This is a genomic window from Mesorhizobium sp. M0664 (assembly GCF_040320565.1).
Classification (GTDB): domain Bacteria; phylum Pseudomonadota; class Alphaproteobacteria; order Rhizobiales; family Rhizobiaceae; genus Mesorhizobium.
This window is the reverse complement of the sequence record NZ_JAMYPW010000029.1, coordinates 19969-32417: the sequence shown is the minus strand read 5'-3', so window position 1 is coordinate 32417 and position 12449 is coordinate 19969. Positions and strand designations below refer to the sequence as shown.

Here is a 12449-nt window from a genome sequence, read left to right as displayed (position 1 = left end):
TGGCGCAAGGCCGTCAGGAAACGGTAGCCGGGCGCGAATGGTTGCTTTAAAAGCATCTGCTCCCACCGACTACGAGGCTGACCATGGTATTGAGAGCCGACGACCTGATCGACCGCCGCCGCTTGCGCCGCAAGCTGACATTCTGGCGTGTTGCGGCGATTATCGTCGCGGCAGCCGGACTGATCGCCTTCTCGGCATGGATCTATGGTGACGACTTCACCGGCGCGGCTGTCGACCACATCGCCAAGGTCAAGATCGAAGGTACCATCACCGAAGACGAAGAACTGATCAAGCGGCTGGAGGCAATCCGTCAGTCGCCGCGCGTCAAGGCTGTGATCCTGTCGATCGATTCACCCGGCGGCACCACCGTCGGTGGCGAATCGATCTATGAGGCAGTGCGCAAGCTTGCCGCCGAAAAGCCGGTGGTGGCCGAGGTCGGCACGCTCGCGGCTTCGGCGGGCTATATGATCGCCACCGCGGCCGACCATATTGTCGCACGCAAATCCTCGATCGTCGGCTCGATCGGCGTGCTGATTCAGTACCCGGACGTCAGCGGCCTCATGGACAAGCTCGGCGTCAAGCTGGAGGAGGTGAAATCCTCGCCCTTGAAGGCCTCGCCTTCTCCCTTCAAGCCGACCAATGACGATGAGCGCGCCATGGTCCGCAAGCTCATCCTCGACAGCTACGACTGGTTCGTCGGCATCGTCGCCGAGCGCCGCAACATGACCAAGCCGGAGGTGCTGGCGCTCGCAGACGGGTCGATCTTCACCGGCCGGCAGGCGGTCACCAACAGATTGATCGACGCGGTCGGCGGCGAGGCCGAAGCGATCGACTGGCTTGCAGGCAAGGGCGTCGATGCCAAGCTCAAGGTGGTGGAATGGAAGGACACGGAAAAACGCGGCGGTTTCCTGTTCTCCAAAGCGATGGCGCAGACCGTCGGTGCTGCGCTTGGCCTGGCCGGCCATGACGGCGACGTCCTTCACGAAATTGGAGCGGACCGCTTGTTTCTTGACGGTCTCGTTTCCGTCTGGCACCCTTGAGGAACCGCTTGGGACGAGTGAAAAACCAAATAAAATCATTCTGATAATTTCGGCGGCACTGCTTTTACGGGGAGCCTTTTCATGATCAAATCCGAACTTGTGCAGATCATCGCCACGCGTAATCCGCATCTTTTCCTGCGCGACGTCGAAAACATTGTCAGCGCCATCTTCGATGAAATCACCGACGCGCTTGCCGAGGGCAACCGGGTCGAGTTGCGCGGCTTCGGCGCGTTTTCGGTGAAAAATCGCCCTGCCCGCACCGGCCGCAACCCGCGCACCGGCGAATCCGTAGAGGTCGAGGAGAAATGGGTACCGTTCTTCAAGACCGGCAAGGAATTGCGTGAAAGGCTGAACGGAGGCAAGTAGGCGCCGCGCCCGCCGTCCCGCTCCGATAGCAGTCCCTACGGAAAAACATGTTCAATCGCTTAATCCTCATCGTGGTCTTCGTGCCGCTGGCCATCATCCTGATCGCGCTGGCCGTTGCCAACCGCGAACCGGTCGCCTTCACGCTCGACCCGTTCAATCCGGGCAACCCGGCGCTGACACTGACCTTGCCGCTGTTCATATTCCTGTTCCTTGCCCTTGCCATCGGCATGATCGTCGGCAGCCTGGCGACCTGGATCAAGCAGGGGCGCTATCGCAAGCTGGCGCGCCAGCGCGGCGCCGAGGCCGAGAATCTGCGCCAGGCGGTCAGCCGCGCGCCTGCCGCGTCGCAGAGCCCAGCCTTGCCGAAGCCGACGAACTGAGCCGCGGCTCGGGCCTGAAGCACAACCGGCCTAGTTCTCCACGGAGCCTTTCATGCTGACCATTTCCGCCGCCGAGGTCGACCGCGCGCTGACCTTTTCCGGGCTGGTCGAGACGTTGCGCGCCGCCTTTCGCGATGGCGCCGTGCAGCCGGTCAGGCACCATCACACGGTCGAGCGGCCCGATGGCGCCGCCTCGACCCTGCTTTTGATGCCGGCCTGGACCGACTTCAACGCCGCCGGCACCTCGGCCGATGGCCATATCGGCGTCAAGATCGTCACCGTGTCGCCCGACAACAATGCCGTCGGCAAGCCCGCGGTGATGGGGCTTTACCTCTTGCTCGACGGCACCACCGGCGAACCGCAGGCATTGATCGATGGCCAGCGGCTGACGCAGTGGCGCACTGCCTGTGCCTCGGCGCTGGCCGCCTCCTATCTGGCCCGCGAGGACGCATCGCGGCTGCTGGTGGTCGGCGCCGGCGCGCTGTCGCCATTCCTTGCAAAGGCGCATTCGGCGGTGCGTCCGATCAAGAACATCCGCATCTGGAACCGCACGTCGGCGAATGCCGAAAAGGTCGCGGCAAAATTGCGTGCCGAGGGTTTTTCGGCCGAAGCAGCAGGCGATCTCGACGCCGAACTCGGAAAGGCCGATATCGTATCGTCGGCGACCATCACCACCATGCCACTGATCAAGGGGGCACTGTTGAAGCCCGGAACCCATGTCGATCTGGTCGGCGGCTTCACGCCGGCGATGCGCGAAAGCGACGACCACGCGATCGTACGCGCCCGCGTCTATGTCGATACCCGCGCCGGCGCCACCAAGGAAGCCGGTGACATCGTCCAGCCGCTGGCCTCCGGCGTGTTGAAGCCGGAAGCCATCGTCGCCGACCTTTATGAACTCACGCGCGGCCAGAAAAAAGGCCGGCAGAACGACGACGAGATCACGCTGTTCAAGTCGGTCGGCGCAGCCCTCGAGGACCTCGCCGCCGGCATTGGCGTGTATCGCGCAAGCGTAGGGCAGTAGGGCAGTAGGGCAGTAGGGCAGTAGGGCAGTAGGGCAGTAGGGCAGTAGGAAACCGCACTGATCGTGCGGCGCCGCGCCAGCTATATTTCCTGTCACGTACTCCCCTACTGCCCTACTGCCTTACTCCCTTTGCCAATAAACCCGCAGCCGATGATTGTCGGGATCGAGCGCGACGAAGGTCCGGCCGAAATCCATGTCGGTCGGGCTCTGCAGGATTTTCAGACCCCGTCCGGCCCAATCGGTGTAGGTGGCATCGACCGCCTCCGGCGTGTCCAGCGCAAAGACGATCTCGGCGCCACCGCCTGCTGCCGCGGCGGCCGGTTCCACGGTGTGACGCGACCAGAGGCCGAGCTTGAAGCCGTTGTCGAGCACGAACAGCACGAAGGTCGGCGAGGTCTCGACCGGCTGCCGCCCAAGCAGCGCGCTATAGAAGGCGCCGCTTTGCTCAGGCTTGTCGACATAGAGGATGACGAAATTGGGCGGTGTCATGAATTGCTCTCCAGATCGTTTCGACTGGAGGAGCATACCGTACGCCACTGCCAGATTCTGGCAGCAGTCTCAACTGAGCAGCAGCCTTAGCTTGGCGTGTCGAGCGTCGCCCGCCATTCTTTGAGCAGCACCTGACGGCGGCGCGGATAGCGCATCTCGGTGGCATTGAGGCCGGATATCCGGTCGGCGCGAAAGTGCCTGAAATCCTGGCGCATCTCGCACCAGGCCGCGACGACGCGCACCTTGTCGAAGAAGCCGAGTGCGAACGGCCAGACGGTGCGCTCGGAGGCAGCGCCGCCGGCGTCGCGATAGACAAAGCTCAGCTTACGCTCCTCGCGGATGGCCTGCCGCACCACGCCGAGATCGATGCCTTCGGTGACCTCGGTGCGCGACCCGACCAGCAGCGTCGAGGCGTCGAGCTCTTCGCGCAAATCGTTCGGCAGCACCGCCGCGATCTTGGCCAGCGCGTCGGTGGCGGCGTTCGCAAGCCGCCAGTCCGGCTGCTTGGCCACCCAGCGCGAACCGAGCACGATCGCCTCGATCTCCTCATCGGTGAACATCAAGGGCGGCAGCATGAAACCGGGCCTGAGCACGTAACCCAACCCCGCCTCACCCTCGATCGGCGCGCCCTGCCCCTGCAGCGTGGCGATATCGCGATAGAGCGTGCGGATCGACACACCCATTTCGCCCGCAAGGCTGCGGCCGCTGACTGGCCGGCGATGCCGGCGCAGGATCTGGATCAGGTCGAGCAGGCGTTCAGCACGGGACATGAATCATGACCTGGTTTCAATCACGATAGAGCCCCAGCGCTTTCGGCGGCAAGCGACATGGGTGGCGGACGGGAACGTCTGCGTCCTGACGCCGTTGTCTGGCCACTATGGATATGCGCGGGTTCCTGTTGTTCTGGTCGGTTTTGACCGCCATCGTCGCTGCGCTCAGCCTCGGACCATCCTTCGCCCATGTGCTGGAATCGGTGCCGCGGCTGACCAGTTGGCCGCCTTCGCTCTGGCGTGAAACCACTGTCTTCAACGCTCAGTTCCAATTCTTCGCGATTGTCGGCGCACCGCTGGACGTGGCCGCGATCGCCTGTCCGGGGCTTCTCGCCTGGATGCTGCGCAGTGACCGCCCGGCATTCTGGTGGATTTTGGCCGCCACCGTGCTTTATCTGATGGCCCTCGTGGCGTGGTTTACCCTGGTCAAACCGGCAAACGATGTCCTGGCCACCTGGGTGCCTGGACCGATCCCGGACAATTTCGAAAGTATCCGGAGCAGTTGGGAAACCGGCCATATGGTCGTCACCGGCTTCAAGGCCGTTGGTTTCATAGCGCTCGCAGTCGGCCTGCTGTCGATCAGGCGCGGCTGATCCGGTTGCACACGTCGGCAGCCCTTTTGTTGCGCCGGTCAATGTGCTGTGGCAGAAGCGGCGAGCCGCCGTCCGGAGATGCGCCTTCTTGAAACCTTTTCGCGACAAACGCCGCGACAGCCGCCCGCCCCCGAAGGGCGGGGCGGAGCAGCCGCGGCGGCGCGACGCCGGCCTGACCGCCGGTTCGGAGCCTAAACTGCAGGACCGGTCCGAGCCGAAAGCCGCGCCGCGCCCTCTATCCCGTCGCGATGGCGCGCTGCCTGCCGAACATCTGCCGCTGATCCTCGAGGTCGGCCCCAATCAGGACTACGCGTTGCTCGACAGCGGCGCCGGAGAAAAACTCGAGCAATACGGCCCCTACCGCATCGTTCGGCCGGAGGGCCAGGCGATCTGGCAAAAGGCTTTGCCGGCCAGGGACTGGGAGCGCGCCGACGCCATTTTCACCGGCGATACCGACGAGGAAGGCATCGGCCGCTGGCGCTTCCCCAAGACGCCGCTCGGCGAGACCTGGCCGATGAAGCATGACGGCATAGATTATCTCGGCCGCTTCACTTCGTTTCGCCATGTCGGCGTCTTTCCCGAGCAGGCCTCGCACTGGGACCACATGGCCGGACTGATCGCGGCGGCAAAACGGCCGGTGAAGGTGTTGAACCTGTTCGGTTACACCGGCCTTGCCTCCTTGGTGGCGGCGCGTGCCGGCGCCGAGGTCACCCACGTGGATGCTTCCAAGAAGGCGATCGGCTGGGCGCGCGAAAACCAGGAAATGGCGGGCTTGTCGCAAAAGCCGATCCGCTGGATCGTCGACGATGCCGTGAAATTCGCCGAACGCGAGGAGCGCCGCGGCAGCCGCTACGACATCATCCTGTTCGACCCGCCCGCCTATGGCCGCGGACCGAAAGGCGAGGTCTGGCAGCTGTTCGAGGACCTGCCGGCGCTGACCGATATCTGCCGCACGATCCTGACGCCGAAGCCGCTCGCCGTGGTACTGACCGCCTATTCGATCCGCGCCTCTTTTTTCGCCATCCATGCCCTGATGCGCGACACCTTCGCCGGCATGAGCGGCACGGTCGAGTCGGGTGAATTGATCATCCGCGAGAAATCTGCCGGTCGGGCGCTTTCGACCTCGCTGTTCTCGCGCTGGGTGGCCTGAATGAGTGCGTACGAACGGCACGCGGGCGCGCCAGGGCAGGTGAAGGAAGTCACCAGCCTCGCCAACCCGCTGGTCAAGGACATCAAGGCGCTCGCGCTGAAGAAATTCCGTGACCAGCAGAATTCCTTCATGGCCGAAGGCCTGAAGCTGGTCATCGACGCGCTCGATCTCGGCTGGTCGATCAGGACACTGGTCTTCGCCAAGGCCGGACGTGGCAATACGGCGGTTGAAAAGGTCGCGGCGCGCACGGTCGCCGCCGGCGGCACCGTCCTTGAAGTTTCGGAAAAAGTGCTGGTCGCCATCACCCGCCGCGACAATCCGCAAATGGTCGTCGGCGTGTTCTCGCAGAAATACCTGCCGTTGAAGGACATCCGCGCCCGTGACGGCGACGTCTGGGTGGCGCTCGACCGCGTCCGCGACCCCGGCAATCTCGGCACCGTCATCCGCACGGTCGACGCTGTCGGGGCCAGGGGCGTCATCTTGGTCGGCGAGACCACCGATCCCTTTTCGGTCGAAACGGTGCGCGCCACCATGGGCTCGATTTTCGCCGTGCCGGTCGCCAAGGCGTCGCCCGAAGCTTTTCTCGCCTGGCGAACGAGCTTCCCCGGCCTCGTCGCCGGCACCCACCTGAAGGGTGCGGTCGACTACCGCTCGGTCGATTTTTCAAAGGGCCCGGTGCTTTTGATGATGGGTAACGAGCAGCAAGGCCTGCCTGACGAGCTTGCCGCAAGCTGCGACAAACTGCTGCGGATACCGCAGGCCGGCCGCGCCGATTCGCTCAACCTTGCAGTGGCCACCGGCGTCATGCTGTTCGAGATCCGGCGCGGCGCGCTGAAGCTCGGCCCGGAGGACGCCAGATCGTGACATCTCAAACCGTGAAACTGCAAACCATGAAGTCCTGGAGGCCGTATGCTCTTCTGGTCGTCGCCGCGATAGCGCTCGACCAGTGGGTGAAATACCTAGTCGAAACCGGTCTTGCCTTTCAGGAACGGCTCGACCTGCTTCCGTTCCTGGCGCTGTACCGCACCTACAACACCGGCATCGCGTTCTCGCTGTTTTCGTCCTTCGGCGACACCGGCCTGGTGGTCGTCGCGGTTCTGGTGGTCGCTTTCGTGCTCTATCTTGCGGCCCGCACGCCGCCCGGCCACCTGCTTGCCCGCATCGGCTTCGCACTGATCGTCGGCGGCGCGCTCGGCAACCTGATTGATCGCGCAATCTACGGTCATGTCATCGACTATGTCCTGTTCCATACGCCGGTCTGGTCCTTCGCGATCTTCAACCTCGCCGACGCCTTCATTTCGGTTGGTGCGGTGCTGGTCGTCTTCGACGAACTCATTGGCTGGCGGCGCGGAGCGTCGAGCGATTGACCTCACTCGCCTGGCGCCGCACATTCTGATCTGCAAGCCCGAGGAGAAAAATGCCCGAAACCTTCAAAGCCATCCTCGTTTCGCGTGACGCCGAGAAAAACCAGTCGGTCGCGGTGACCGAGCTTACCGAGGCAGACCTGATGGAGGGCGACGTCACCGTCGCGGTCGAGGCGACGACGGTGAACTACAAGGACGGTCTTGCAATTACCGGCAAGGCGCCGGTGATCCGCCGCTGGCCGCTGGTGCCGGGCATCGATTTCGCCGGCACCGTCATCTCGTCTTCCAATCCTGACTGGCGCAAGGGTGACAAGGTCATATTGAACGGCTGGGGCGTCGGCGAGACGCATTTCGGCGCCTTTGCAGGGCGCGCCCGCGTCAAGGGCGACTGGCTGGTGCCGTTGCCGGACGGCATGAGCCCGCATGATGCGATGGCGGTCGGCACCGCCGGCTACACCGCCATGCTTTGCGTCATCGCGCTGGAGCGCCACGGCATCGTGCCCGATCGCGGCCCGGTGGTGGTGACCGGCGCTGCCGGTGGCGTCGGCTCGGTCGCGGTCTCGATCCTGTCCAGCCTCGGCTATCACGTCATCGCCTCGACCGGCCGTGCTGCCGAAAGCCCCTATCTGATCGACCTCGGCGCCGCGGAAGTGATTTCACGCGACGAGCTTGCCCAGCCCGCAAAACCACTCGCCAAGGAACGCTGGGCCGGCGGCGTCGATGCGGTCGGCAGCCACACGCTGGCCAACGTTCTATCGATGACCTCCTATGGCGGCGCCGTTGCCGCTTGCGGCCTCGCCGGCGGCATGGACCTGCCGGCAAGCGTCGCCCCCTTCATCCTGCGCGGCGTCTCGCTGCTCGGCATCGATTCGGTGATGGCGCCGAAGGCGGTCCGCCTCGAGGCCTGGCGCCGTATCGGCGCCGATCTCGACCACGCAAAGCTTGCCAGCCTTTCGACGAGCATCGGCTTCGACGGCATCATCGGCGCCGCGCATGACATCGTCGAGGGTAAGATCCGCGGCCGCGTGGTGGTGGATATGTGAGCCCCCAAGGGAAAAAAAAGAGCGCGACCGGTAAAATTCGAGCGATCAACCACAACCTTCGATAAGCTCTGTCTGACAGGATTTCCGTATGATTGCGGAACCCGGCATCAGAGAGGCGGAACCAGCCGAACGGGCCGACGGGACGGCCCCCGCGGCGCCAGGACGGCAGCTTGTCGCCGCGCCACCGCTGGCGCCGGAACTGCCGGCCTCCAACCGCGAAGGCCTGCCCTTCCTGACGCTCGTCGCCATTGTCGTGCTGGCAGGCTTTTCGCATCTGACCGGGGCGCCGATCTTCATCACTATCGGCCTTTTGGCGACAGCCATCGCCGGGCTCGCCATGCATCTGCGCAACAGGCGCACCGAGCGCCGCGCGGTGGCCCTGCTCGATGCCACGACCGCCCGCAGCCGCGCCGAAATCGAGACGCTGGCCGACCGCATGTGGGAGATGCAGGAGAGCGAGGAGCGCTTTCGCGGGCTGATCGATGCACTCGGCGATCTCGTCGTCCATCGTGACCGCGACGGCCACATTGTCTACGCCAACAAGGTTTTCGCCGACCTTGTCGAAACCGACCAGCGCGAGCTTGCCGGCAAGTCCCTGGCCGAACTAGGCATCGATGTCGGCATCGTCCCCGACGCCGCGTTTTCCGACCATGAATGCCTGAGTTCCACCGACGTCGCCATTCGCACGCCGGACGGCCCACGCTGGTTCTCTTGGATCGAGCTGTCGGTGCGCGACAAGGACAGCGGCGCCGTTTCGCATCGCGCCATCGCCCGCGACATCACCGCTCGCAAGCGCGCCGAATCCTCGCTGATCACCGCCCGCGAGCGGGCCGAATATGCGAGCCAGGCCAAATCGCGCTTCCTCGCCACCGTCAGCCACGAGATCCGCACGCCGATGAACGGCATCATGGGCATGGCCCGGCTTCTCGCCGACACCAGCCTTTCGCCCGAGCAGCGGACCTATGTCGGCGCCATCTCGACCTCGGCCAGCGCGCTGCTGGCGCTGATCGAGGACCTGCTCGACTACTCCAAGATCGAGGCCGGCCGCTTCGATCCCGAACCGCAGCCGATGTCGGTGCGCGAGATCGCCGACAATGTCATCGAGCTTTTGGCGGCGCGGGCTTTTGCCAAGGATATCGGCCTCGGCTGTCATGTCGAACCCGACGTGCCGCAGCTGATCACCGCCGACCCCGGCAGGGTCAGGCAGGTGCTGCTCAATCTCATCGGCAACGCCGTCAAGTTCACCGACAGCGGCGGCGTCCTGGCAAGCATCGCCCGCGTCCGCACCGAAACCACCGACCGCATCCGCTTCACCATCACCGACACCGGCCCCGGTCTGCGCGAGCAGGACATGGAGCGCATATTCGAGGACTTCGAACAGGCTGACGGCACCTCGACCCGTGCGCATGGCGGTGCCGGCCTCGGTCTCGCCATTTCCAAGCGCCTGGTGACCGCCATGGGCGGCACTATCTCTGTGTCGAGCCGGCTTGGCCAGGGGTCCGAATTCGTCTTCGAGATTCCCGCTATTTCCGCCGTCGAGGCGCCGCAGATCCGCCAGGACGCGCTGTCGGGCCGGCATGCGGTGATCGTGTCGAAGAACCTGGTCGAGGCCGAAGCCCTCGCCCGCACCATTCGCGGCAATGGCGGCACGGTCGATCTGGCCACCGCCGCCGCCCAGGCCACCCCTTTCGCCGAGAGCTGCGACGTGCTGCTGATCGATGCTGCCATGGAGCAAAGCGACGGCAGGCTGCTCAGGCGCCTGCGCCAGAGCGGATTTGCCGATTGCGAGGCAGTGACGCTGATCGCACCGACCGACCGTGGCATGCTTGGCGAGTTCCGTGCCAATGGTTACGCCACCTTCCTTGCGAGGCCGGTGCGCGGCGAGACATTGCTGCGCGTGCTTTTGACCAGCCACGCGCCGGTCGTCGCCGAGCCGCAACTGCAAAGGCGCGGCGCGCAGGCGGGGCAAGCCATTGGCGCCCGCCAGCAGGGCCTGTCGGTGCTGATCGCCGAGGACAACGACATCAACGCCATGCTGGCCCGCGCTACGCTGCTGAAGGCCGGGCATCGCGTGAAAGTGGTCGGCAACGGCAAGGCCGCCGTCGAGGCGGTCATCAGCACCGGCCACAAGCACCGTTACGACGTGGTGCTGATGGACTTGCATATGCCTGTCATGGACGGCCTGGACGCCATCGCCGCCATCCGCCGCCATGAGGAGGAGACCGCGGTGCCGCCGGTGCCGATCATGGTGCTGTCGGCCGACAGCCAGGAAAAGACCCGCCACGCCGTGCTCGCTCACGGTGCCAGCGGCTTCGTCACCAAGCCGCTCGACCCCGATGCCCTGGTTCATGCGGTCGAAGGGCAAGCGGCCGCCTGAGGCACAACATCGACGGTTGATAGATTGCCCAGCCGACGAAGTATTGCCCGCAGAGCCGTATCACGGTACTGTCACAATCCTGTTGCACCTACACCGTATCCCCGTGCCAAGAGGGATGGCTCGAAGGAGAATCACTCGTGCATACAGTCATGCCGGAATGTGATGCTCGGCCGAACGCCAGCGGGCCTTTGCTCGTCGGCCGGAACGCCGATGCCGTCATAAAAGGCGCATCGCTCGGCCGCATCGGCAATCTCGAAGTGCGGCTCGCCCGCAACGAGGCCGAGATCGCTGCCGCGCAGGAAGTGCGCTACCGGGTGTTCTACGACGAGCTTGGTGCCAGGAAGGACCTGTTCCAGATGCAGGACCGCCGCGATGCCGATCGCTTCGATCCCCTCTGCGATCATCTCCTGGTCTTCGATACTTCGCTTTCCGGCCCCGAGCATCGCCGCATCGTCGGCACCTACCGCCTGCTGCGGCAGGAGATTGCCGCGGCCGCCGGCGGCTTCTATTCCGAAGGCGAATTCGAACTGACCAAGCTGATCGCGCGGCATCCTGGCCAGCGCTTCCTCGAGCTCGGCCGCTCCTGTGTTCTGCCCGAATACCGCTCGAAGCGCACCATCGAGGCGCTGTGGCAAGGCATCTGGGCCTATATCAACCATTACGGCATTGGCGTGATGACCGGCTGCGCGTCGTTCCACGGCACCGTGCCGGCGGCACATGCAGAGGCGCTGACCTACCTTGCCCACCACTGCCGGACGAATTCATCATGGGACGTGCGTGCCGTCGCCGGGCGCTATTGTTCGATGGATCTGATGCCGATCGAGGCCGTCAATACCAAGGCGGCGATCGCCGCGATGCCGCCGCTGGTCAAGGGCTATCTGCGCGTCGGCGCGCGCATCGGCGACGGTTGCGTCATCGACCGTGAATTCTCGACGGTCGACGTGTTCGTGGTGATGCCGGTCAAGGAGATCGGTGCCCGCTACGTCAATTATTATGGCGGAGAAGCGCAGCGGTTTGCGGCCTGAATAGGGGAGTAGGCGGAGAGAAGGCAAGGGCGCGAGTAGGCAATTGCTCTACTTTGCCCGACGTAGCGCTATTCCCTACTCCCGTACTGCCCTGTTCCCCTACTCCCCTAACTTACGCATCCTTCTCAGCCTGCTCGTTGACCGGCCCCGGCTCCACCGGCGCTTCGCTCGCCACATGCTTGGGGCCGCCCTTGGCGACGCCGACCATGGCCGGCCGCAGAACACGCTCGCCGATCGAATAGCCGGGCTGCACGACCTGCACGACTGTGTTGGCCGGTACGTCGGGATTGGGCACCTCGAACATCGCCTGGTGGAAATTCGGATCGAATTTCTCGCCCTCGGGCTCAAGCTTCTTCACGCCGTGGCGTTCCAGCGCCGACAGCATGGCGCGCTCGGTGATCTCGACGCCGTCGATCAGCGTCTTGAAGCCGGCATCGCCCGACGCCTTGGCCTCCTCGGGGATGGCATCCAGCGCACGGCGCAGATTGTCCGACACCGAAAGCATGTCGCGGGCAAAATTGGCAACCGCATAGGCGCGCGCATCGTGGACGTCCCGCGCGGTACGGCGGCGCAAATTCTCCATGTCGGCCGCGACGCGCAGCGCGCGATCCTTCAGCTCTTCGTTTTCCTTCAGAAGCCGCACAAGCGCCTCATAGTCGCCGTCGACGCCACCTTCCCTTGGCTCCGCGGCAGCCTCGGTCTTCTCGGCTTCATCGGGCGCGCGTTCGTCTTTTGCCTGGTCGCTCATCGCCGTTTCCCGTCATTTTCGAATGGTGTGGATTTGCGCCCGATATCGAGGTTTAGCGGCCAAAAATCAAGGGGCAAGCGATA

At 64.5% G+C, this 12449-nt stretch carries 14 protein-coding genes; 11 read left to right on the top strand and 3 right to left on the bottom strand.

Features of this window, described 5'->3' with window-relative positions; genetic code table 11:
• The first annotated feature begins 83 nt into the window (after positions 1-83).
• The 4 genes from sppA to lhpI all read left to right on the top strand — a co-directional run bounded on the left by sppA (position 84) and on the right by lhpI (position 2807).
• Entirely contained in the window at positions 84-1040 is a 957-nt protein-coding gene (sppA, locus tag NKI39_RS22540) for a signal peptide peptidase SppA (RefSeq protein ID WP_352502648.1), read from the top strand.
• An 81-nt stretch (positions 1041-1121) separates the two neighbouring features.
• Positions 1122-1406, top strand: coding sequence for an integration host factor subunit beta (locus NKI39_RS22535; RefSeq protein WP_023675261.1), 285 nt, complete (start codon positions 1122-1124; stop codon positions 1404-1406).
• Positions 1407-1453: 47 nt separating this feature from the next.
• Entirely contained in the window at positions 1454-1786 is a 333-nt protein-coding gene (locus NKI39_RS22530; RefSeq protein WP_352834522.1) for a LapA family protein, read from the top strand.
• Positions 1787-1838: 52 nt separating this feature from the next.
• The gene (gene lhpI / locus NKI39_RS22525) at positions 1839-2807 is read left to right on the top strand and encodes a bifunctional Delta(1)-pyrroline-2-carboxylate/Delta(1)-piperideine-2-carboxylate reductase (RefSeq protein ID WP_352834519.1); all 969 of its coding nucleotides are present in this window, start codon (positions 1839-1841) and stop codon (positions 2805-2807) included.
• A 120-nt stretch (positions 2808-2927) separates the two neighbouring features.
• Here the strand turns inward: lhpI and NKI39_RS22520 are convergent, their stop codons facing one another.
• On the bottom strand, positions 2928-3296 hold the full coding sequence (locus tag NKI39_RS22520) for a VOC family protein (protein WP_352469426.1): 369 nt from the start codon (positions 3294-3296) through the stop codon (positions 2928-2930).
• Between the two features lie 86 nt (positions 3297-3382).
• Complete coding sequence (locus NKI39_RS22515; protein WP_352684488.1) at positions 3383-4066, bottom strand: helix-turn-helix transcriptional regulator; 684 nt, start codon at positions 4064-4066, stop codon at positions 3383-3385.
• A 107-nt stretch (positions 4067-4173) separates the two neighbouring features.
• Between NKI39_RS22515 and NKI39_RS22510 the strand changes: the two genes are divergently transcribed.
• From NKI39_RS22510 to olsB, 7 genes are all read left to right on the top strand, one after another.
• Complete coding sequence (locus NKI39_RS22510; protein ID WP_352539414.1) at positions 4174-4659, top strand: DUF1772 domain-containing protein; 486 nt, start codon at positions 4174-4176, stop codon at positions 4657-4659.
• 88 nt (positions 4660-4747) lie between these two features.
• Positions 4748-5809: an RsmD family RNA methyltransferase gene (locus NKI39_RS22505; protein WP_352834516.1), complete on the top strand. Its 1062-nt coding sequence runs from the start codon at positions 4748-4750 to the stop codon at positions 5807-5809.
• Positions 5810-6673: a TrmH family RNA methyltransferase gene (locus NKI39_RS22500; RefSeq protein WP_352684494.1), complete on the top strand. Its 864-nt coding sequence runs from the start codon at positions 5810-5812 to the stop codon at positions 6671-6673.
• A 26-nt stretch (positions 6674-6699) separates the two neighbouring features.
• Positions 6700-7176, top strand: a complete 477-nt coding sequence (lspA, locus tag NKI39_RS22495; protein WP_352454178.1) for a signal peptidase II — start codon at positions 6700-6702, stop codon at positions 7174-7176.
• Positions 7177-7226: 50 nt separating this feature from the next.
• Positions 7227-8216 (top strand): acrylyl-CoA reductase (NADPH), encoded by a 990-nt coding sequence (acuI, locus tag NKI39_RS22490; RefSeq protein ID WP_352834513.1) that lies wholly within the window; start codon positions 7227-7229, stop codon positions 8214-8216.
• Positions 8217-8304: 88 nt separating this feature from the next.
• Positions 8305-10593: a PAS domain-containing hybrid sensor histidine kinase/response regulator gene (locus tag NKI39_RS22485; RefSeq protein WP_352834510.1), complete on the top strand. Its 2289-nt coding sequence runs from the start codon at positions 8305-8307 to the stop codon at positions 10591-10593.
• A 149-nt stretch (positions 10594-10742) separates the two neighbouring features.
• On the top strand, positions 10743-11618 hold the full coding sequence (gene olsB, locus NKI39_RS22480; RefSeq protein WP_023675251.1) for a l-ornithine N(alpha)-acyltransferase: 876 nt from the start codon (positions 10743-10745) through the stop codon (positions 11616-11618).
• A 112-nt stretch (positions 11619-11730) separates the two neighbouring features.
• Here olsB and grpE read toward each other — a convergent pair whose 3' ends face one another.
• Entirely contained in the window at positions 11731-12366 is a 636-nt protein-coding gene (gene grpE, locus NKI39_RS22475) for a nucleotide exchange factor GrpE (protein ID WP_352502644.1), read from the bottom strand.
• Positions 12367-12449 lie beyond the last annotated feature (83 nt).